A 23,208-nucleotide genomic window follows, 5' to 3' on the forward strand; every position below is an offset into this window, starting at 1 on the left:
TTCTAATAAAATTAACCCTGTTTGTTTTTGGTTTGCAATTAAGCAAAGCAATTAACTAGCAACTTGAATTAATTAGAAAACAAATAATTATAAAACATTAGATGAGCAATAATAGAATGCAAATTGCTCGTTATCAATACCATTCATTAATTAGGAATAAAAATGGTATAAAATGATGGATTAAATGAGGACAAAATGAACTCAGACTTGTTTAATCATAACTTAAAATTCACAAAAGACCCAATAGGTACTTTTTAATTTTCATGCTATTCCAAAGGAAAATCCTTTGGAATAGCTTAAATACACATTTTCCTCAGGTTTGAACAAATGTATCCCAAGATAGCGACAAATGTTATCTATTTAAAATTGTGATCTCCACTACTTTCGCTTAACCATTTATAAATCATGTTTCTTAATTTCCTCTACGTGGATGAAGAGCAATTATCATAATGACTATATTAAAATGAGATACGATTTCAATAAAATAAGACTTTCAATTGGCCTTGTATTAGGCTTAAGTTTAACTGTTTTACTTGCTTGTAAAAAAGAAGGTAATGCAACCTATCCTGTTAAAAACCCTTCGGAAGTTAAACCACCTGCTGAAACAGGGATGATCACCTTTGACAATTACGCAAACGGGATATACAGTGCTGCAAACGCAAAAACAGATTTTTACCAAACCAATATTTCTTCTTGGAAAGATGATAGGGCAGAAATTGTAGATAAAGCTCTTAGGGTAAAACTTATGCCCGGCGATGTAAACCAAGGCTTTTATCCTCAATTTGATATAGTTGATGGTACAAGTTATGAAGTAACTTTTGATATAAAATTTGCGAAAGGTTTTGATTGGAGTTTAGGTGGCAAATTAGGTGTTGGCTTTGGCATTGGTGATGTGATTGCCGGAGGAAACCCAACTAATGGAAATGGCGGTAGCGCAAGAATTATGTGGAATCAAACTTCTACAGGAAAAATAATTTTTAAACCTTATCTATATTATACGGATATGCCTGATAAATATGGTACCAATGTAGTGAACTCTGCATTTTATCCTCAATCAGGGAGTTTAAAAGACGACACCTGGTACACCATTAAAATGCGTGTTAAAAGTAATACAGGTTTTAACGCTAATGGTTCTGTACAAGTTAAAGTTAATGGCGAACAAATATTAAGTAGCAATACTATCAATTGGGGAGATAATTCAAATGGTAAAACAAAAGGATTGATAAAAACACTGATGTTTCAAACCTTTAGAGGAGGGCAAGGACCAGATTGGGAATCTAAAGGAGTGAGTTATATTTTATATGATAATATAAAAGTAACTAAAGATCCTACCGAAGTGTTTTAGTAATTTATTTAAAATGTTTGAAATAAGGCTTGATGAGGTCTATTTTCTTATCATAAACTGCTATTTGAACAAATACACCCTCATTTAAACACAAATGTAGGCCATTAAAAGAGGTCGTTAAATATAACTTTACACATCAGATATTAGTCTTTCTATTGCTAGATCGAAGATTAAATCTTTAACCAATTTTTAACTAAACCAAGAAAGGAGTTTTAAATGTCGTGAAATTTTACAACCCAATTTAATAGTAATTATTAATAATAATCTTTTACATCAATTGTAAAAGGCAAAATCAATTTTTAAACCTAAACCATAAAAAATATGAAGTTTTTTGCTCCTTTAAGAAGCATGCAGAAAATTTGCTCTCCGTGTTTAACACTGTTGGCAACTTTAACTTTAATGGCCTTGTCTATAGAAAATACTAAAGCAGGTGTCAATCTAAATACTGTGTTTTCAAACCTAGAAAATACGGTTGCAAATTTTCCAATTAGCGGAACTGTGGTTGATGAGCAAGGTCAACCAATGCCAGGTGTAAGTGTACAATTAAAAGGTACAACAATTGGAACGGTTACAGATATAAACGGAAAATTTGCCCTCTCTGTTCCTGATGATGGTGGTACTATTAGTTTTAGCTTTTTAGGCTACACTACTTATACGCAACAAGTAGATAAAACAAAAAGAATCTTGAATATTAGTTTGAAACCAAGTGCAACAAGTCTTTTAAATGAAGTTGTGGTAACTGCATTTGGTGTTCAAAAAAAGGTAAATGTTACAGGAGCAGTTTCTACCATTGATGCTAAAGACGTTGTTGCTTCATCAGTAAGTAATATTACAAACGCATTAGTGGGTAATGCGCCCGGTATTAGTGGTTTGCAAACAAGTGGTGAGCCAGGGCGTAACGGCACCAAAATCTACATTAGAGGTGTAGCTACTTTTGGTGGAAACAGTACAGATCCCTTAATAGTAATTGATGGTATTGAGCAACCTTCTGAAAATGGAAAGTCTTACGATCAGCTTAACGCAATGGATGCAAATGAAATTGAGAGCATCAGTATTTTAAAAGATGCAGCATCTACTGCGGTTTATGGTATTAGGGGTGCTAATGGGGTAATAATTGTGACCACAAAACGTGGTGTAAATGGTAAACCAACACTAAGTTTTACCAGTAATTTTGCAGGAACTAAAGCCGCAAATTTAACCCAGTCTGCAAGCTCTTACGATTTCGCACTTACCAGAAACAGAGCAATTAATGCTTATAACCAAAATGAAAATAACCCAAGTTACAATACGCTTCTATTTACGCCTGATGAACTATGGAAATTTCAAAACAATAGAGATTATACACCTGCTGAGGTAGATGCGATGACTTTTTTAACTCCAGAACAAAAAGCATCCTTAAACCAATCACCTGCTTTATATTATGGCAGCCATGATTATTATAGAGAACAATTTGGTGATATAGGAAAACAAGCTCAATATAATCTAAGTGTTAGGGGCGGTAATGAGAAAGTAAAATATTACAGTTCTCTCGGTTATTTTAATCAAGGAAGTATTTTAAGGGATTTTAATTTGGATGGCACCAATACAGGATCACATTATAATCGTTCCAATTTTAGATCAAATTTTGATATAAAGCCAGTAAAAAGCACTACAATTTCTGTAAATCTATCTGGGCAGTTTGGGGCTGTAACAGGGCCATCTTTTGGTACCAATCCTTATGATAATAACACCAGATACAAACAGATGATACAGTTTTTGCAAGAAGGCAATACTTTCCAGGTGCCAGGAGTAATTGATGGAAAACTGGTTACAGGCGTATATGGAGCAAATGGCGGTATTTCAATTTCTAATCCTTTAGGAACCAAACAAACTTTTAATAGTACGCCAGATGCAATTTTATTACAGTCTCCTAGCGGTATATACAATCAAACTTTATTAACTGCAAGTGTAAAAATAAAGCATGATATGGATTATTTGCTTAAAGGTCTTTCTATTAGAGGTACGGCAAATTATGATGATTCTTATAATAAATACATTACCATAAGCTCAACGTTACCTAGTTATACAGTAAGAAGAGACCCAACCAATCCTAATAATCTACAATATTTTGGGGGAACAATTAATCCTGTTTCCTTTAATGGAGATTCTTATACGGGTACTTACCATAAAGTATATTTTGATGCAGGTATTGATTACGAAACTAAAATTGGCGGTAGTAACATTACTGCATTAATATTAGGTAAAGCCAGTAAATTCTCTATTCCATTTGGTGATCAGTTTAACACACCTTCTGGCATAATGGGTTTAGTTAATAGGATAACTTATAACTATAAAGAAAGATACCAAGCGGAATTTAACTTGGGTTATAACGGAACAGAGAATTTTGCGCCAGGTCGTCGTTTTGGATTCTTTCCTGCTTATTCTGCAGGTTGGGTGCCCACTAGCGAAGCGTTTTTTCCAAAGAATAAATACATTACTTTCTTAAAATTTAGAGGTTCTTACGGAGAAGTTGGGAACGACCAGTTTAATGCGGCAAGATATCTTTTTTTACCAAGCCAGTATAGCCTTAATCAGGCAAATTATTATTTAGGTACTTCAAACGGCACAGATCATTTGCCTACATATTCTACTGCTAAAGAAGGTGCTTTAGGAAATCCTCTAGTTACTTGGGAACGTTCAGTAAAATCAGACATTGGTGCAGAGGCTCGTTTCTTTAAGGATAAATTAAACTTGGTAGTTGATTTTTATCAAGAAAAAAGAAATAACATTCTTACAACTTTAGGTACAATTCCGTCAACGTTTGGAAATAATCAAGTTCCTCCGGTAAATGTTGGGGCTACAACAAATAAAGGCTATGAAGTTTCCTTAGGCTGGAGAAGCAATGTTGGCCAGTTTAATTACGGCATTAGCGGAGCGTTAAGCTACAATAAAAGCAAAATTGATTATAAGGCAGAACCTTCAAATCCTAATCCATGGCAAAACCTAACTGGTGCGCCAATAAATCAATACTTTGGTTTAGTTAGTGATGGTTTTTTTAATACCCCAGAAGAATTAGCCAACAGACCCTATAATAGTTTCAACAGTAACTTAAATACTTTAGGAGATATTCGCTACAAAGATTTGAATGGGGACAATATCATAGATAACCAAGATCAAACAAGTATAGGTTATTCAAACCTTCCGCAATTTGCTTTTAACTCTCGCCTTAATTTATCTTATAAGGGTTTTGATGCAAGCGTTTTGTTTAACGGAACAGCAAAAGGTTCTTTTTACCTTCCTCAGAACATGGTAGATGTTTACTTTAAACAATATGGTAATTTATACCAATGGCAGGTAGATGGCGCTTGGACTCCTGAAAAAGTGGCTAATGGCGAGGCTATTACCTACCCTCGTGTAGAAATTAATACCAATACCTCAAATTCAAATTTTGTGAAGAGTGATTTTTGGTTGCGATCTACTGATTTTGTTAAACTTAAGAATATAGAGATTGGCTATTCACTAAAAGATCTCAATCTTTTACGTTCTCTTAAAATTAGTTCATTGCGTATTTATGCCAATGCAAACAATCTGTTCACTTTCAAAAATGATTTGAAACAATTTGGCCTAGATCCAGAAACTGCTGATTATAACAACGCCGGTTACGGTAATAATCAAGGTTACTATTTTCCAATTACTAAAGTGTATAATTTCGGATTAAACGTTCAGTTTTAAATAATTAATAATATGAAAAAGACAATATATTTTTTAGCACTCAGTTTTGCTACGCTGTTGTTTTATGCCTGTCAAAAAAAGTTTTTAGAAATTCCAGATACCACAGGTGTAGTAAATTTAGATAAAGTTTTTTCTAATAAGCTTAATGCCCAAGCACAGCTATTTGGTGCTTATAAACAGGCTTTAGGGTACGGAAACACTGGTGAGAATAACTTTATTTATTCTACCTTAGGTAGCATAGCCGGCGAGAGAGGCAAAGGATGGAGCTGGCATCCAACCTACAATATAGCTGCTGGTGGCATCACTGCAAACCAAACTATATTTGATTACAGTCTTCTTTACACTACCGTTAGATCTTTATGGATTGTTAACGAGAATATAGATAAAGTACCCGATATGGATGCTACGCTTAAAGAACAGGTTAAAGGGGAAACTAAAGGGCTCCTAGCTTACATGTATATGTATGGTTTAAAAGCTTATGGCGGTGTTCCGTTAGTTAAAAAAGTTTATGACCCTAGCGAAAACCTAATTGTACCGAGAGCAACAGTAGAAGAAACGGTTAATTATATTACACAATTATGTGATGAAGCAGCAGCGGTATTGCCAAGTAACTGGCCTGCAGATCAAAAAGGGAGATTAACTAAGGCAGCTGTTTTATCTATTAAGGCACAAACCTTAATGTTTGCTGCCCGCCCCTTATTTAATTCAGCTACCCCTTATTTAAGTTTAGGTGGCAATAACAAGTTAATAAGCTATGGTGATTTTAGTCAACAACGTTGGAAAGATGCAATAACAGCTTCTCAGGCTGCCCTATCAGAAGCTACCAATGCCGGATATGCTATTATAAATACATCTGGTGCAACAAATGTACCTAATACAAGTGCTTTAGATGATTACGGTACAGCAACATCTACTCCGGGTAATAAAGAGGTTATTTTAGCTTCTCAAGATGAAAGCAATGGAGCGGCCAGATATCGTAATCTTTCTGGCTATTGGACGGACACCAAATTTAATAATCAGAGAAATGGCTTATTAGGCAATTTTTTACCTAATTACCGCAAAGCAGATGGTACCGAACAAGATTGGCCGAAAGTTGGCGACCCTGCACCAAGACCGGCCTCAGATTACATTACCCGTTTTGGCCAAATGGAACCTCGTTTTAGGGCCGATTTTGCTGGCCCAGGTATTCAATCGGCAAATAATCCAAATGATTCCAAATGGGGATATAATAATTGGGGCGTACATATCGCCGATTATAGTGGAACCAATAACTTTCCAAATACAAATGATTACGGACAAGGAGTAGCTTGGCCAACTAAGTTTTACTATCATGCAGGTGCAAGGCTATGGTATGAATTCCCGATTTTCAGAGTCGCTGAATTGTATCTTAACCTTGCCGAGGCTTATAACGAAGACAACCAAACTACTTTAGCCTTGGTAAATCTAAATATTGTTCACAATAGGGCTGGGTTGCCTAGCTTAGTTGAGACTGATAAAGTAAAACTAAGAGCACTTATTCAACGTGAGTGGGCAGTAGAATTTTATGATGAAAATAAGCGCTTTTTTGACGTTAGACATTGGTTGCTTCCAAATATAGGTAATGGAATAATTGGTGGTAATATATTAGAATTTCAATGGCAAATTGGATCTGCTAGTAATAAAAGTTTACCATCAAACTTGATCAACTATTATATGTCAGTAGTTTATCCCGCTTATTGGAATGATAAAATGCACTTAGAGCCATTTCCACAAGCAGAAGTTAATAAGGGTGCGGTAATTCAAAATCCAGGGTATTAATCCATATTATTTATTTTCACTAAGAGATTAATTAAATGTATAAAATATATAAAATTAAGGCAACTCTTCTTTGTTCGGCTTTTGCACTTTTTACTACGCAACTTAAAGCTCAGAAAAAAGAAAATTTACCGGCAAAAGTTAAGGCGCAACAGATAGATAGCCTAAAAGTCATCAATATTCCTAATAGATTTTTTAATGATTCTGAGGATAGATCTACCGCTGCAATTTCAACCATCAGAACTGCTGCTTTGTATAAAACACCATCTACAAGTGTTTCAAACTCTTTATATGCTTTGCCAGGGCTAAATACTCAACAAACAAGTGGCGAACCAGGTTTCGAAGATGCCAATTTAAACATCCGTGGTAATGGCACTTATGGTTACACAAATGGTGGTGGTTATAATACTGAAACAATTTATGTTGATGGGTTTGAGGTTAATGCAACATATTTTAATTATATGTCTGCATCAGAGATAGAAAGTATTTCTGTTCTTAAGGATGCAGCAGCTCTTGCTACTTTTGGCATGAAGGGCGCTAATGGCGTTTTATGGGTAACAACCAAGCGTGGGCATGAAGGAAAGTCAACAATAACATTCAAAGCGAGAACTGGCTTAGACAATGCTATCGATATTAATAAACCACTTGGTTCTTACGATTTTGCTAATCTTTACAACATAGCAAAAAGTAATGATAACGGTAATGTTTGGTCTCCAACTTACTCACCCGCTCAATTGAACGCATATAAAGACGGTACAGGTACAAATGTAGATTGGTTTGCCAAAACGCTTAAAGATAATGCACCTTATACAGATGCTAATCTTATACTTTCTGGAGGAGATAAAACATCTAAATATAATGTAGTTTTTGGTTATGTAGATAAGCAGGGATTGTATAATGTATCAAATACTGATAGTACAGCAAATGAAAGCTATGGTCGTTATAATTTAAGAGCTAATTTAGATTTTGATCTAGGTAATATTTTTGCAGCTAGGATTGATCTAAACGGAAGAATAGAAAAGAGAATTTCTCCTAATTATACCTCTGGATTTTCAACCAATAAACTTTGGACAGATTTATACAACTATCCTTCTAACATTTATCCAGTCTATGATGATGCAAATAATATCAATTTATCCGGTACGGGTTTATATCCAAACAATCCCGTTGGATCAATTACTAAACTAGGCTATCAATCAAATACCACCAGATTTCTTCAAGGTAATTTTGGTTTGAGAGAAAAGTTGGATTTTATTACAAAAGGCTTATATGCAGACGAATCTTTTTCTTATAACAGTTATGATTTAAGTAGTTATAGCAAAACCAGAGATTATGCAAGGTATATTGGTGGATCAACTACCACAACTAACCAAAACACTAATCTTAAACCTACCTCAAATGCTGGACTTGGACAGCAAGATTGGCGTCAGTTATTAGTAACTGTTGGTTATAAAGGCTTTTTTGGTAAAAGCGAATTAAACTCTGCTATAAATTACCAACAATCAGCCTATACAGGTGAGGGTACATTTGGTTATAAAGTTAATTACCAAAACATAAGTGGTAGAGTAAATTATGCTTATAACAATAAATATATTGCCGAGTTTGGTTTTTCAGAGTACGGTTCAGATGCTTTTGCGCCAGGAAATCGTTTTCATTTTTACCCATCAATTTCTGGCGCATGGATTGTCTCTAAAGAAGATTTCTTAAAAAATAGCATTGCAATTACCCAATTAAAATTAAGAGCATCTGTAGGCAAAAGCGCAACCGATAAAGCAGATGGCCCTGGTACTTATGGTTCTGGCGCTAAGTATCTTTACCAACAATTTTACGGTTATACTGGTGTATATTATACTGGTAATGGTACACCGGCAGGTAATGGTGGTTTGTATCCGTTATTTATAGCTAATCCAAACTATGGGCCAGAGGAAAGCATGAAGTATAATGTAGGAGCAGACTTAATGCTATTCAAGAAGCTTAATGTTACTTTAGATGCTTATCTTGATAAGCGTACAGGTATCTTAACCCAAGATAATTCTATTCCGGGTAGTTTTGGAAATTATACTTATTTTGATAACATTGGCAAAATGACTAACAAGGGCTTAGAAGTTTCTGCTACTTACAATGGTAAATTAAAAGAAGTAGGATATCAGCTATTTGGTTCGCTTTCTTTTAATAAAAATAAAATTGATTTCCAATCAGAAATACCTACAGCATTTCCTTACAACGCAAGTACTGGAAGACCTTTTGGATCAATAATAGGTCTAGTTTCGGATGGCTTCTATCAAATCGAAGATTTCAATCCAGATGGTTCTCTTAAAGCGGGTTTGCCAACACCACTTTTTGGTGCAATACAACCAGGTGATCTAAAGTATAAAGATTTAGATAAAAACGGAAAAGTTGATGCACTTGACGTAACCCAGATTGGAAAACCTTATTTGCCTACTACAAATTTCTCTTTCGGGGGTACTGTAGATTTCAAAGGGTTTGATTTATCTGCCTTATTTCAAGGCGTTACCGGTAATTCTATCAATTTATTAGGTAACAGTTACACTAGAGCACAAAATATTGCTTTTGTTAATAATACAAATGTTTATGCAAATGCAGAAGGATCTTGGGCTTATTACCCTGCGCAAGGGATAGACACAAGAGCTACGGCTACATATCCACGTTTAACAACTTCGGCTAACAACAACAATTATACTACCAGTTCTTTTTGGATAAAAGATGGTGACTTTTTACGCTTAAGAAATGTAGAAGTAGGATACAATTTCTCTAAGTATGTTGTTACTAACCTTAGATTGCAAAAACTGAGATTATTTGTGAATGCTATTAACCCAGTTACCTGGAGTAAGTTAAAGAATGATTATAATCTAGATCCAGAATATACATCTGGATATCCTACTATTAAGTCTTACACAATAGGTTTAATAGCAACTTTTTAATCACTAATTTAAAATGAGCAATATGAAATATAAATATATCGTAGCTATTGCAACCGGCATTTCTATGCTAAGTATATCATGCAATAAAGATTTTTTAGATACCAAATTAAATACAGAGCCAACGCCAGAAACCATAGCCACAAGTGCCGGCTCGTTAACAGGTTTTGCTTGGGCTTTTTATACACCTATTAGAGACGGCTTCACAGCCATTGATAATGATTTGTTTGCAACAATTAGTGATGAAGCACAAAACAATCTACCTAGTAATAATGCAATATATTTTAATCAAGGCTTATTAAGCGAAAGCATTAATCCAGAATCTTCTATATATAAATCATATTATGATGGGATTAGGGCAGCAAATAATTTTCTTGATTATTCTGTAAATGCTGATAGGTTAATTTTAATTGGCAGAGACCCTGTTGCAGATGCTGCATCGATAGCAAATGATAAGCAAAATATAGAGTGGTTTAAGGCGGAAGCTCACATAGCTAAAGCATATTATTATGCAGAGCTAATCAAAAGATGGGGTGGGGTTCCAATTGTTACAGAAACACTTCAGAAATCTGGCATTGTGGCTATTCCTAAATCAACATATGATGAAGTTGTAGAGTATATAGTTAAAGAGATAGATGATAACAAGGCTAATTTACAGGTTAACTGGAAAACCTCGGCTTATGCTGGGAATGATGGAAGGTTCACACTTGGTGCTGCGTTGGCAATTAAAGCAAGAGTATTACTTTATGCGGCAAGTCCTTTACATAATCCAACTAATGATATTGAAAAATGGAAAAGAGCTGCTGCGGCATCTTATGATTTAATTACTACCCCAGGGCTAAATTTGGCACTTAACCAATTCTATGGTTCGTACTTTAGGGGTGCAACTCCTTTAACAAGTTCAGAAACTATCTTTGCAGTTAGAAGATCAGCTAATAACACAATGGAGAAGCAAAACTACCCTATCTCAACACCAGGAGGTATTGGAGAAATTTCACCTTCTGATAATTTGGTAGCTGATTATGAATATAATGGTACCCCAAGTGCAACAGATCCTTATGCCAACCGAGATTCACGCTTAGCAAATGCAGTAGTGTATAATGGATCTACCTGGAATAGTAGAGTGATGGATTTTTCTCCAGGTGGTACTGAGGATATGAATCAATCAAACGGTAGCAAAACCGGTTATTATTTAAAAAAGTTTTTAAATGATAATTTAAATTTGGTTCAAAATGCAACGGTGCAGCATAATTGGGTGGTTTTCAGGTATGCAGAAGTCTTATTGAACTATGCAGAGGCAATGAATGAGGCTTATGGAGCAGACAATAACAATGGCTATACAAAAACGGCTAGACAAGCTATTAATGAAGTTAGAGCTCGTTCTAATATGCCAGCAATTAACATTGCTGCAACTACTTCAAAAGATGGGTTTAGAGTTGCTGTAAAACATGAAAGACGTATTGAACTAGCTTTTGAAGGGCACCGTTATTGGGATCTACTACGTTGGAAAGATGCAGAAACAGTGCTTAACCAACCAATTATTGGTGTTAAGGTAACTAAGGTATCTTCAAACGTTTGGACATACCAAAAGATTAACGCTGCAACCAGAAAGTTTGATGCATCAAAAAATTACTACTATCCTTTTTCAAGAACAGAAATCGTTAATTCAAAAGGAGCGTTAGTTCAAAATCCAGGTTATTAATTTTAATAAAATTACAAATGATGAAAATACGTTTTAACCTTTTAGGTAGTCTTTTTATTCTTATTGTTCTTGCAGCATTTACTTCTTGCGAGAAAAGCATTAGTGAAGAAAAGATAGGTATAGAGAAAGTTTATATCCCAGAATCTATTTCTGTAAACACCACAGATAATAATTACTCAGTACCCAGTAAAGTAAATGATAAAGTAGTTTATGGCCCGGCACAAAATTTTTTGGATGATGATGCCAACAATAAAGTATTGGTTTACTTAGGTGTTTCTAAATCCGGAAAAGAAACTACCGAATCTTTTTCTGTTGATCTAATGTCGAGACCAGATACGATTAACCAATTAATAACAACTAATGGGGCAACTTTTTTGCAACTTCCAGAAACTGCATACACACTTCCGGCTAGTGTTACATTAGCTTCTGGAGAAGCTACTACTAGTTTTAATTTGGTTATAGATAAACCGATGTTAAAAACTTATGCTGGGAAGAAGGTTGCTGTTTGTGTAGCTCTTTCTAATCCAACAAGATATATGTTAAATTCTAGAGCAAGTAAAGTCATAATCATAATAGATGTAGATGCGCTCAAACTCAAATAGGTTAATATAGTTTTGGTTTAATTGTTAGCCGGTTGTGAATTTTCGCAACCGGTTATTTTTTATTTTTAAGCATTAGAAAAGTGTCTCAGGAAAAAAAAAGAAAAAACCTATTTATAGTAGTGGCGTTAGCAATTGCTAACATTATATTAATTTTTTATTTTGTTTTTTTTAACAAAAACCCTAGACCTCAATTATCAGCAAATGTAAAAGAGGGTAAAGTTTTGGTTGAACAATATTGTCAATCATGCCATAAATTGCCCGACCCATCATTATTATCAAAAAACATTTGGATACAAGGTGCCTTACCCACAATGGGCCCTTTCTTTGGTATCAATTCTTTTAAAGGAATGGCTTATCATCAGATTAAGGATGTTGATCCTTCTTACTTTCCAGCTAAACCTATTCTAGATTCTCTACAATGGCAAAAAATATCAGATTATTTTTATAGCGAAGCACCAGATTATTTGCCTCTTCAAGATAAAGATGTTTCCAAGGTAAAAATATTACCTTTTTTTACGGTAGAGTTGCCAAAAAGTCAATCCGTTTTTGGCAAAGTTTCTATGACATCTTATGTTAAAATAGACACCACTATAAATCCTCACAGAATAATAGTGAATGACGCAATGGCGCAAAAGCTTTATATTTTCGATAAAAATTTAAATATCCTAAGCTCAAACACCAATAACAGTTTAGTTACCGATATAGACTTTCAAAACGGACAAACTCTTGGATGCAATATCGGAGAAACCCTTGAAGCTAACAATCAAAGAAAAGGAAGCGTAAGTTTAATGAGCATCAACAAAAGTGGAACTGTAACCATAGGAGAAAAAATTTTTAGTGCACTTGCCCGTCCTGTGAAAGTTACCCATGCAGATCTAAACAATGATGGCAAGATGGATTATGTTATTTCTCAATTTGGAAATGTAATAGGTGATTTATCTTGGATGAGAAATAAAGGAGATGATACTTATGAGAAGATCATATTAAAAAATAAACCCGGAGCAATAAATACAATTATTGATGACTATAATAAAGATGGTTTAAAAGATGTTTGGGAACTTTTTGCTCAAGGCGATGAAGGTATATCTGTATTCACTAATAAAGGGAATAATATAATGGAAGAGAGACAAGTACTTAGATTTCCTCCAAGTTATGGCTCTACTTCATTTGATTTGGTAGATTTTAACCACGATGGATATAAAGATATTATTTATACCTGTGGTGATAATGCAGATTATACACCTATTTTAAAACCATATCATGGTGTTTATATTTTTCTTAACGATGGCAAAAATAATTTTACACAAAAATATTTTTATCCAATTAATGGTTGCTATAAAGCTATTGCCAGAGACTTTGATGGCGACGGTCAAATTGATATTGCAGCCATAAGTTTCTTCCCATCATCTTTACAACCCGAAGAAGCATTTACTTATTTAAAAAACAACGGAAATTTTAATTTTTCTCCTTATAAACTGCCTTTAGGAACTCCTTTTGAAAAAGGGATAACGATGGATGTTGCAGATTTAGACGGAGATGGGAAGTTAGATATACTTTTAGGTAATGGATATTACAGTAGTGATGAAAGTAATAAACATATCGAACCTCTTTTTATAGTACTCAAAAACAAAACACAATAATTTTATTTAAAAAGAATATTTATGAAGCTAAAAACAGTTTTTTTTGTAGCAGTTATTTCAACAGTATTTGCCGTTCCTTCATTTTCTCAACAAAAAGAAAATCCACAAATAGAAAAGAAGATCAAAACTTTAATTAACCAAATGACATTAGAAGAAAAAATTGGGATAATCCATGCCAGTTCTTCTTTTACCTCTGGTGGCGTACCTAGGTTGGGTATTCCAGAATTGGTAATGTCTGATGGTCCCCATGGGGTGAGGCCAGAACATGGAAGAGATTGGGTACTTGACAAAGGTGTAGATGATGCAGGAACTTATCTGCCTACCGGAATAAACTTAGCATCTACATGGAATCCAAAACTTGGTTATCAGTACGGTGCAGTATTGGGGAGCGAAGCCCGTTACCGAGGCAAAGATATGATACTCGGTCCCGGTGTAAACATCATCAGGTCGCCGTTAAACGGAAGAAACTTTGAGTACCTGAGCGAAGACCCATTTTTAGCATCACAAATGGCCGTTGGATACATTAAAGGAGTACAAAACCAAGGTGTTTCTGCATGTGTTAAGCATTTTGCCGCTAACAATGAAGAAGCTGATAGAAATACAGTTGACGTAAGAATGAGCGAGAGAGCATTAAGAGAAATATACCTTCCCGCTTTTAAAGCAGCTGTAAAACAAGGTAATGTTTATGCGGTAATGGGTTCTTACAACAAATTTAGAGGTCAGTTTGCCACCCATAATGATTATTTGGTCAACAAAATTTTAAAAGGAGAATGGGGGTTTAAAGGGATATTATTAAGCGATTGGGGAGCAGTTCATAATACAAAACAAGCATTATACAATGGTACCGATTTAGAAATGGGCACTGATTTACGTTTAATGAATAATAGTGTTTCACAATCTGATGCTTCTGGCAAAGCATTGAGTAAAAGTATTTACGACCAGTTTTTCATGGCCGATTCTGCACTAAACCTGATAAAAGAAGGTAAAGTTCCGATAGCTGTTATAGATGAAAAAGTCACTAGAATTTTAAGGCTCATGTTTGATATTAAAATGATTGGCAGTAATGACAGACCTGTGGGAGTTTACAATTCGCCAGAACACCAACAAGTGGCCTTAAAAGTAGCTGAAGAAGGGATTGTTTTACTAAAAAATAATCAGAATTTATTGCCTTTAAATAAGTCTATAAAGAGCATAGCCGTAATTGGCGAAAATGCAGCTCGAGAAAATGCTATGGGTGGTGGTTCCTCACAGGTTAAAGCAAAGTATGAAATTACGCCATTACAAGGTTTAAAAAACTTATTGGGAACGAATACAAATATCACTTATGCCAGAGGATATAAAATTGATAAAAAACAAAAAGCCGATGATGAATTAATAGCAGAGGCTGTAAAAGCGGCAAAAAATGCTGATGTAGCTATTGTTTATTGCGGATGGACCCACGGTTATGATTATAACCAATGGGGAGATAATGCTTTTGATGCAGAAGGTGTTGATAAGCCTAATATGAATATGCCTTTTGAGCAAGACAAATTGTTAACAGCGGTTTTGGCTGCAAATCCTAAAACCATTATTGTATTAATGGGCGGTGGCCCGGTAGATATGTCTAAATGGATCAACCAGGCCCCGGCAATTATTCAGGGATGGTATCCGGGCATGGAAGGTGGAAATGCTTTAGCTAAAATTATTTTTGGGGATGTTAATCCTTCTGGTAAACTACCTATGACATTCCCAAAAGTTTTGGAAGATGTTCCAGCTCATAAACTGGGAGAGTTTCATGGCACAAATGGCATTGTAAATTATAAGGACGATATTTTTGTAGGCTACCGTTACTATGAAACTTTTAACGTTAAACCTCAGTTTGCTTTTGGTCATGGACTTTCTTATACCAATTTTAACTATGATGATGCTCGAATTAAAGCAAAAGGTGGAAACTTAGAAATTAAAGTCAAAATTAAAAATACAGGTAAAGTAGACGGTGCAGAGGTGGTGCAAGTCTATGTTAAAAAACCCGGAACAATAAAATTACCAAATGAAGAACTTAAATCTTTTGAAAAAGTGTTTTTAAAAGCAGGGGAATCAAAGAAAATTGTTCTTGAAATCCCGAAGGAAGATTTAAGATATTATGATGAAGATAAAAAGGCTTGGATTTTAGGGGCTGGAAAAGTGAATGTAATGATTGGAAATGCATCTGATGATATAAAAATTAAGAAAGAAATAGAATTGTAAAGAAAAAAAGCCAGATTTTAAAAATCTGGCTTTTTAGTTTATTTGAAGCCAGAAAAGTCTCAAATGTATCTCTACATGAGTACAAATCTCATCTAAAAAAGACAAGAATGTAATTAATTTTGGAAGAATTATCCGCATGATGAATAATATTGTTTCTCTAAAGACCTAAAATTTTGATTCTTCTTTTTAATCTACTTTTAAAACTGTTTAAAAGCTTTTCAATAGTATTAGTGCTTGTTTTATTTTGCAATAGCCTACTCGCCCAAGAACTCCCCCCAAAAAATAAGATTACCGATTTAAGATTTGCCTTAACAACCTATTCTTTTAACGATTTATTATTAGGAAACGTCAAAGATGCCGAGCATCCAAATTATACCCTTTTAGATTTGGTAGATTGGTGTCACCAACAGAATATAAAAGCAATGGATATGACGGGTTATTATTTACCCGGTTATCCTGATGCGCCTACTGATGAATATCTATATCATTTAAAAAAGAAGTGTTTTGATTTAGGTATCGCCATTTGCGGAACAGGTATTAGAACCAATTTTGCATCAAGCGATGCAGAAGAAAGAGCCCAAGATATTGAAAGAACAAAAAAATGGATTATTGTAGCCTCTAAACTTGGAGCGCCAGTTTTAAGGGTTTTTGTAGGAGATTTGCCGGCTGGTTACAAAAATAGAACAGACGATGTTTTTAACTGGGCTGTTGAAGCACTAAAAATTTGTGCAGATTATGGTAAACAGAATGGTGTAATTATAGAAGTGCAAAACCATGGCGATTTACTTAAAACGGCTGAAGACTGTAAGAGATTGATAAAAGGTGTTAATTCCGAGTGGTTAGGATTAAAATTGGACATGGGTAATTTTAAAGTTTCTGATCCTTATAAAGATATTGAATCTGTAACCAACTTAGCTGTTAGCTGGCAATTAAAAGAAAGCGTTTTAGGCGATGCAAGTTTTGAAAAAGCTGATTATGGCCGAATTTTAAAAACAATTGCCAACAGTAATTATCGCGGTTATATACCTGTAGAAACCGTTAGAAACAGTAAAGATTATAATCCCTTTGATAAAATTTCTAAATTTATTAATACACTTAAAGCTATTCAATTAGCATCAAAAAAATGAAAAAATTAGCATTCATACTTTCAATATCAGTTATTACAATATTTCAAATTAGTAATGTAAAAGCACAAACTACTCAATTAGAAATGACAGCACCCTCAAAAGTGGTAAAGCACCTTGGTTATAATAAAACAATTGTAATTTCTGAGCCAGGTCAATTTACAATTGAAGGTTTAAAAATAGGAATAAGATGTTACGATACTAAATGGGGAATGAACGACCAAAATGGGCTTACGGTTACTTTTGCGAAAGATTATCCTCAATCAAACAAAAATGAATTTACTACCAAAGGTGAGTTTAAATTACTGAGATACAATAATAATGCGGTTTTCAATTTGGATGAAAGTATCAAGAAAATTGATGAAAACAGTTTTATTTATGAAGCATCATTATCAAATACTACCGGTGTAGAAATAAATACTTTGGCTTTATCCTTTAATTTAACAGATGCTTTAAAGGGTACCAAAATTTTGTTTGATGATAAAGAAATTACCATGCCTAATGATAGAAGTATTGTTGTGGATAAATTTGCAAGCAAGGTTAAAAAAGTGGTTATTCCATTAGAAAATGGTAAGTTAATGATAGAAGCATTGCAGCAGCCAACAAGTTTTTTACTGCATGATAGTAGAAAGTTTGATGCTTACTATGATCTAAGATTTTACTTTTCGCCTTTGAACGGTTTAATCACTAAAAGCGATTTAAAGCTCAAAATTTCTTATATCCCTTATTAGCATTTTATCTAGTCGGGTAGTTTTAAATAAATATCTTATAGGCTTACCATCATAATATCTCAGATAAAATGATAAAAACATTACATCACATCGCTATCATTTGTAGCGATTATGAAAAGTCGAAACAATTTTATACCGAAGTTTTGGGTTTTAAAATCGAACAAGAGATTCTTAGAAAAGAAAGGCAATCGTACAAGCTTGATTTATCTTTAAACGGCACTTATCTCATAGAACTTTTTTCATTTCCAAACCCAACAGAACGCCCATCAAGGCCAGAAGCTACCGGATTAAGGCATATTGCTTTTGGTGTAGAAAACCTAGATGAAAGTGTTGAAATGTTAAAGAATAAAGGCATTGAAGCAGAGCCCATAAGAATAGATGAATTTACTGATAAACGTTTTACCTTTTTTGCCGACCCAGACAACTTGCCAATAGAGTTTTACGAATTTTAATTTGAAATACTTTGATATGCGCTTAATTTACTTGATAGTTTATTTTTTTACAATTTCTATTGTTTGTAAGGCACAAGAGAAAACAGCCTCAATTTTTGAAGATTTTAAAGTAAATGGAGCTCGTTCTATCTTACCTGATTTTTCTTTTGCTGGTTATCATTATGGTGAAAAAGAAATCCCATTTCTCACAAAAAATGTTTTTAATGTAAGTGATTATGGTATCCAACCAAATGCAAAGTTTGATCAAACTAATAAGATTCAAAAAATTATAGATAAGGTAGGAGAGAAGGGTGGAGGAGTTATTTTCTTTCCTAAAGGTAAATATCTATTAAATATGGATTCGTCAAAGGTCAATTTTCTAAAAATAAATTATAGTCATATTATTTTAAGGGGTGAAGGAAGTGGTGTTGATGGAACAATATTTTATAATGGCAGCAATACACTACAAGAAGAAATTAGTTCATGGCTTTCGCCTTTCCTCATTCAAACTGGGTATGCCATACAGGGCACTAAAAGTTTTTGGGGAATAGATTTTCCAAATCCAGATAAAATCCCGAGTACTGGTGTTTCAGGAAATAATGGCGTTGTGAATGAACAGATTAAAAGTGCAAAAATCTTAACAGAAATTATTTCAAATGCAAATAAGGGTAGCCAAACTTTAAAAGTAAAGAGTACTGCTAAATTAAGAGCAGGAGATTGTATATTGATTGGGATGTTTAACACCACAAAGGATGGTAATTTAATGAAGGAATTATTAGCCCCTATTCAAGAATTTGAACCGCAAGAAACATCAGCATTAAATGCGGGTCAATTTAGTGCTCCTTCCTATCAATGGTTGGTTCAGATAGATGAAATCATCAATCGATCCACAGTAAAATTAAAACAACCTTTGCGCAGAGATATTAAATTGAGCTTCCATCCTGTAATTGCCGAAGCTCAAATGTTAAAAGAAATTGGGATAGAAAATTTACGATTTGAAAGTGCTTGGGATGGTAACTACTGCCATCATGGGTGTAAAAACAGTGATCCTAAAACAGTAAAATTAATGGATTACGGGTGGAATGCTGTTAATTTTTGTAGAGTTTCTAACGGATGGATAAAAAATGTGGCCATTAATAATTTTACCAATGCAATCTATTTATTGGATAGTAGAAACGTAACCATAGATAATGTAAAAATTACCGGTTACGATGGTCATTCAGGAGTGAAGATTTATGGGCATGCAGCTGATAATTTAATAAAAAACATAAATTTTGAATGCAATTTTACTCATGTTTTGGGTGGCGAAGGTAATGCTTATGGAAATGTATTCTCAAACATAAATTACAATCCTAAAAGAAAAATTCCTGGGATGTTTGATTCTCATGGATTCTCTGACCGTAGATTTTCTCCTCCGGCCGAAAATTTATTTGAAGATATAAAAGGGATGTGGAAAATATCTGGAGGAGGCTCTCCACAAAATTTACCGCACATGGCTGCTTATAATACGTGGTGGAATGTTCAGGAAGCTGGTTTTACAGATCAAGATACAGAACTGTTTAACAGTTGGTTTTGGACATCAAAATCTTCAAATCATCCACAAAAAGACCATCATAAAATGTATTTGAAAAGCATAGTTGTTGGCGTTTACATTCCAGAGTTAAAGTTGACGATAGAAGGAAACGAAAATGACCGTAAAGATGAATGGATTTATGTGGAGAATTTTAATAAAGGGCTTGTAAAACCATATTCATTATACAAAGCCCAGTTAGATTTAAGGCTACAAAAATAGTCGGGACATATTATTCAAATTTATCTGAATGCTAATCTTGTCTTGCTTAGAAGCAGTGGTTTCTTTATAAAAGAAGGTTTTGATTTAGTTAAAAATAATTAAGTAAATAACTCTAAAGAAAAATGAAGAAAATAATTAATTGGGGGATTTTAAGTACAGCAAAAATTGGGATTAAAAATATGATTCCAGCTATAAATCTGAGTAATAATGGGAAAGTATTAGCTATTGCTTCAAGAAGTTTAGAGAATGCTAAGGACGTGGCTAATAGTTTTGGAATTGAGAAAGTTTATGGTAGCTATAATGAATTATTTTTAGATGATGAGATAGATGCAATATACAATCCTCTACCAAATAATTTACATTTAGAATATACGATAAAAGCACTTCAGCATGGCAAACACGTATTATGCGAAAAGCCTATTGGGTTAAATGCTAAAGAGGCTGCTCAATTAAATCAAGCCATATTGGAATATCCAAATTTAAAGGTAATGGAAGCATTTATGTATAAATTTCATCCACAGTGGTTAACAGCAAAAAAAATGATTAAAGATGGGAAAATAGGAAAAGTAAACAGTATGCAAACCGTATTTTCATATTATAATACGGATAAAAATAATATAAGAAACAAAGCTGATGCTGGTGGTGGAGCATTAATGGATATTGGTTGTTATTGTATTTCATTCCCTAGGTTTATTTTAGATCAAGAACCCTTAACTGTGATGGGTTCTATGCAAATTGATGCAAACTTCGGTACAGATTTTTTAACATCAGCAATATTAAATTTCAAAGATCAAGTTTCAGTAAATTTTATTTGTACAACACAAGCATTTCCTTATCAACGCTTTCATGTTTTTGGCAGTAGTGGGTATTTGGAAATTAAAATACCATGTAATGCGCCATTAAATAGTGATTGTAAAATTATTTTAACCAATGGGGAAGGAAAAAAAGAAACACTATTTAGCGCCAACCAATATCAATTACAATCAGAGGCGTTCGCAAATTGTATCTTAGAGGATAAGCAGGTCCCTTATCCAATAGTTGATGCGCAAAATAATATGAAAGTACTTGAGGCCATAAAGGAAAGTACCATCAAAAAAACTATTATTAATTTATAAACCAAACCAATAATTTATCTAACAAATAAAACCTTTTCAATTTCGCCATACTTTGGTTATTGCAAATCGATACAGCTAATGTTTTTGTTGGATAAAGATATTGAAGATTTAAATACATCTTACAAAGCTAATTGGTCTGGACCTTTAATAGGATTTAAGTTTGATGCAGCATTAAGAAAAAGACTTCATCTTGAAACTGATTTGTCTTATCATCAATTAAAATACGCAGCAAAAGCAAATTGGAATTTAATAGAATAATTTGCACATCCCGTAAGTTTTAAACATCCCGCAAATGGCTTTGGAATTAAAGCTAGCTTGAAAGCAGTTTATACTCTTCATAAGAATCTATCAGCTTATATTTATGCACAGAACAGTTTTTGGAATACAGGTGCTGGCATTGATGAGCTATTTTATGATGATGGAAATAAAGTGTACACAAAATTGAACCAAGTAAAACGTTATAGCCAAAGTTTAGGAATTGGTATAAGATTTTCTTTTTAAAATATTATCTACAAAGTTCTATTTATAAATTATCTGATGCTGTTCCCTAGCGCATTTCTGAATCAAAGATTTTGAATAAAATCAATCCAAAGAATAATTAAGATTGAAACAGGAATCTAAGTTTATATCAACGGCTTACTTGCGGTTTCTATAAAAGCCAGGCTAATACATTTGAATGTTACTTTAGGTACAAATGTGGTTTATGGTGGCTTAAATTTACAGCTATATTTGGTTTAGTAAACATTGGTTTGGTCTTGATAGACGATGCCAACTTGTTCTAAAAGGATATTGCTTAATTAACCCTAACGAATAACCAACAGCCCCTAACCAAGCTGTCCTTATCGGTAATAAATTATGAAGCATTATTCAATACAATTAAATTATAAACCAATATTTTGATATAAATTCATGAGAACCAAAAATTTTTTAATTCTACTTGTGACTATAATTTGTTTTATTAGTTGTACCAAGAAGGATTCAGGAACAGCTGCACCAATTGTTAAACCTACCGATTTGGTAATTAGCGCTGACATAAGTACAGATGGCTCTGGTAATGTGAACTTTACGGCCACTGCAAAAAATGCTGTTCGTTATAGTTATACGTTCGGCATTTCTTATGGTGAGACCGCTATTATTTCTGCAAACGGTAGCACAAGTTATAAATATTCAACAACAGGCAGTTACACAGTACATGTAATTGCGTACGGAGCTGATAATTCGTACGCATTTGCAGATAAGACTATCTCTGTAAATGTGGCATTTGTTATACCAACTACAGGTTATACAACTCCGCTTACTTATCCAGGCAGGACATTGGTTTGGGACGATGAGTTTTCAGGAACTACATTGAATTCTGCATTCTGGACCCAAGAAACTGGAAATGTTTGGGCAAACAATGAATTGCAAAACTATCAAGCTAGCAATACAGAAGTTAAGGACGGATATCTTACCATAACGGCAAAAAAAGAAACCGTTAATGGCAGAGATTATACTTCATCGAGGATAAACAGTCAGAATAAAATGAAATTTACATACGGGCGTGTAGATATAAGAGCGTTATTGCCAAAAAGTCAAGGTATATGGCCTGCATTATGGATGCTTGGAAACAACAAAAGTTCTACTAATCCTTGGCCAAAGTGTGGCGAAATTGATTTAATGGAGCTTATTGGTGGTACAGCCAGCCCTAAAAGCGATTCTAAAATCTATTCTACATTACATTGGGACGATAATGGGCATCAGCAATCTCAAGGTTCTTATACGCTTAGTTCAGGTAAATTTTCCGACCAGTTTCATGTATATAGTATGGAATGGAACGCTACAACAATTATCATGTATTTAGATGATGTCGAATTCAAAAGATTTAATATTACACCAGCTACCGAAGAAGAATTTAGGAAAGATTTCTTTTTCACTTTTAACGTAGCCGTTGGTGGAAATTGGCCTGGCAATCCTGATTCAACTACCATATTTCCTCAAAGAATGGTGGTTGACTATGTAAGAGTTTTTCAATAATAACAAATAATGTGATGGAGCTGGTAGTTTTTCGGTTTTTTAA

General features: G+C 34.0%; 16 protein-coding genes. All 16 read left to right on the forward strand.

What is annotated here, in order from left to right; translation table 11 throughout:
• The first annotated feature begins 463 nt into the window (after positions 1 to 463).
• The 16 genes from I5M32_RS14320 to I5M32_RS14395 all read left to right on the forward strand — a co-directional run bounded on the left by I5M32_RS14320 (position 464) and on the right by I5M32_RS14395 (position 23,165).
• The gene (locus I5M32_RS14320) at positions 464 to 1,345 is read left to right on the forward strand and encodes a polysaccharide lyase (protein ID WP_200587572.1); all 882 of its coding nucleotides are present in this window, start codon (positions 464 to 466) and stop codon (positions 1,343 to 1,345) included.
• A 321-nt stretch (positions 1,346 to 1,666) separates the two neighbouring features.
• Positions 1,667 to 5,056 (forward strand): SusC/RagA family TonB-linked outer membrane protein, encoded by a 3,390-nt coding sequence (locus I5M32_RS14325; RefSeq protein WP_200587574.1) that lies wholly within the window; start codon positions 1,667 to 1,669, stop codon positions 5,054 to 5,056.
• A 12-nt stretch (positions 5,057 to 5,068) separates the two neighbouring features.
• Positions 5,069 to 6,853, forward strand: coding sequence for a RagB/SusD family nutrient uptake outer membrane protein (locus I5M32_RS14330; RefSeq protein WP_200587576.1), 1,785 nt, complete (start codon positions 5,069 to 5,071; stop codon positions 6,851 to 6,853).
• A 35-nt stretch (positions 6,854 to 6,888) separates the two neighbouring features.
• A complete protein-coding gene (locus I5M32_RS14335) occupies positions 6,889 to 9,792 on the forward strand; it encodes a SusC/RagA family TonB-linked outer membrane protein (RefSeq protein ID WP_200587578.1) in 2,904 nt (967 codons plus the stop codon).
• 22 nt (positions 9,793 to 9,814) lie between these two features.
• The gene (locus I5M32_RS14340; protein WP_200587580.1) at positions 9,815 to 11,491 is read left to right on the forward strand and encodes a RagB/SusD family nutrient uptake outer membrane protein; all 1,677 of its coding nucleotides are present in this window, start codon (positions 9,815 to 9,817) and stop codon (positions 11,489 to 11,491) included.
• Positions 11,492 to 11,508: 17 nt separating this feature from the next.
• The gene (locus I5M32_RS14345) at positions 11,509 to 12,093 is read left to right on the forward strand and encodes a BT_3987 domain-containing protein (protein ID WP_200587582.1); all 585 of its coding nucleotides are present in this window, start codon (positions 11,509 to 11,511) and stop codon (positions 12,091 to 12,093) included.
• A 119-nt stretch (positions 12,094 to 12,212) separates the two neighbouring features.
• Positions 12,213 to 13,733 carry an FG-GAP repeat domain-containing protein gene (locus tag I5M32_RS16950; RefSeq protein WP_200587584.1) on the forward strand — a complete coding sequence of 507 codons (1,521 nt, stop codon included), beginning with the start codon at positions 12,213 to 12,215 and terminating at the stop codon, positions 13,731 to 13,733.
• Positions 13,734 to 13,754: 21 nt separating this feature from the next.
• A complete protein-coding gene (locus I5M32_RS14355; RefSeq protein WP_200587586.1) occupies positions 13,755 to 15,959 on the forward strand; it encodes a glycoside hydrolase family 3 C-terminal domain-containing protein in 2,205 nt (734 codons plus the stop codon).
• Between the two features lie 230 nt (positions 15,960 to 16,189).
• Positions 16,190 to 17,086: a sugar phosphate isomerase/epimerase family protein gene (locus I5M32_RS14360; RefSeq protein WP_200587588.1), complete on the forward strand. Its 897-nt coding sequence runs from the start codon at positions 16,190 to 16,192 to the stop codon at positions 17,084 to 17,086.
• Positions 17,083 to 17,814, forward strand: coding sequence for a hypothetical protein (locus tag I5M32_RS14365; protein WP_200587590.1), 732 nt, complete (start codon positions 17,083 to 17,085; stop codon positions 17,812 to 17,814). Before I5M32_RS14360 ends, I5M32_RS14365 begins: the two co-directional genes overlap by 4 nt.
• A gap of 68 nt (positions 17,815 to 17,882) precedes the next feature.
• Positions 17,883 to 18,266 carry an SMU1112c/YaeR family gloxylase I-like metalloprotein gene (gene gloA2 / locus I5M32_RS14370; protein WP_200587592.1) on the forward strand — a complete coding sequence of 128 codons (384 nt, stop codon included), beginning with the start codon at positions 17,883 to 17,885 and terminating at the stop codon, positions 18,264 to 18,266.
• A gap of 16 nt (positions 18,267 to 18,282) precedes the next feature.
• A complete protein-coding gene (locus I5M32_RS14375) occupies positions 18,283 to 20,037 on the forward strand; it encodes a glycosyl hydrolase family 28-related protein (RefSeq protein WP_200587594.1) in 1,755 nt (584 codons plus the stop codon).
• Between the two features lie 122 nt (positions 20,038 to 20,159).
• A complete protein-coding gene (locus I5M32_RS14380) occupies positions 20,160 to 21,152 on the forward strand; it encodes a Gfo/Idh/MocA family protein (protein ID WP_200587596.1) in 993 nt (330 codons plus the stop codon).
• A gap of 87 nt (positions 21,153 to 21,239) precedes the next feature.
• Positions 21,240 to 21,410, forward strand: a complete 171-nt coding sequence (locus I5M32_RS14385; protein WP_200587598.1) for a hypothetical protein — start codon at positions 21,240 to 21,242, stop codon at positions 21,408 to 21,410.
• Between the two features lie 57 nt (positions 21,411 to 21,467).
• On the forward strand, positions 21,468 to 21,653 hold the full coding sequence (locus I5M32_RS14390) for a hypothetical protein (protein ID WP_200587600.1): 186 nt from the start codon (positions 21,468 to 21,470) through the stop codon (positions 21,651 to 21,653).
• A gap of 438 nt (positions 21,654 to 22,091) precedes the next feature.
• Positions 22,092 to 23,165 carry a family 16 glycosylhydrolase gene (locus I5M32_RS14395; RefSeq protein WP_200587601.1) on the forward strand — a complete coding sequence of 358 codons (1,074 nt, stop codon included), beginning with the start codon at positions 22,092 to 22,094 and terminating at the stop codon, positions 23,163 to 23,165.
• Positions 23,166 to 23,208: the final 43 nt, after the last annotated feature.

This window comes from Pedobacter segetis (genome assembly GCF_016623585.1).
Lineage (GTDB): Bacteria > Bacteroidota > Bacteroidia > Sphingobacteriales > Sphingobacteriaceae > Pseudopedobacter > Pseudopedobacter segetis.

Coding starts and splice junctions, on each gene's coding strand:
- I5M32_RS14365 (WP_200587590.1), top strand. CDS start 17,083: ATGAAAAAATTAGCATTCATACTTTCAATATCAGTTATTACAATATTT.
- I5M32_RS14355 (WP_200587586.1), top strand. CDS start 13,755: ATGAAGCTAAAAACAGTTTTTTTTGTAGCAGTTATTTCAACAGTATTT.
- I5M32_RS14375 (WP_200587594.1), top strand. CDS start 18,283: ATGCGCTTAATTTACTTGATAGTTTATTTTTTTACAATTTCTATTGTT.
- I5M32_RS14325 (WP_200587574.1), top strand. CDS start 1,667: ATGAAGTTTTTTGCTCCTTTAAGAAGCATGCAGAAAATTTGCTCTCCG.
- I5M32_RS14330 (WP_200587576.1), top strand. CDS start 5,069: ATGAAAAAGACAATATATTTTTTAGCACTCAGTTTTGCTACGCTGTTG.
- I5M32_RS14320 (WP_200587572.1), top strand. CDS start 464: ATGAGATACGATTTCAATAAAATAAGACTTTCAATTGGCCTTGTATTA.
- I5M32_RS14380 (WP_200587596.1), top strand. CDS start 20,160: ATGAAGAAAATAATTAATTGGGGGATTTTAAGTACAGCAAAAATTGGG.
- I5M32_RS14335 (WP_200587578.1), top strand. CDS start 6,889: ATGTATAAAATATATAAAATTAAGGCAACTCTTCTTTGTTCGGCTTTT.
- I5M32_RS14345 (WP_200587582.1), top strand. CDS start 11,509: ATGATGAAAATACGTTTTAACCTTTTAGGTAGTCTTTTTATTCTTATT.
- gloA2 (WP_200587592.1), top strand. CDS start 17,883: ATGATAAAAACATTACATCACATCGCTATCATTTGTAGCGATTATGAA.
- I5M32_RS14340 (WP_200587580.1), top strand. CDS start 9,815: ATGAAATATAAATATATCGTAGCTATTGCAACCGGCATTTCTATGCTA.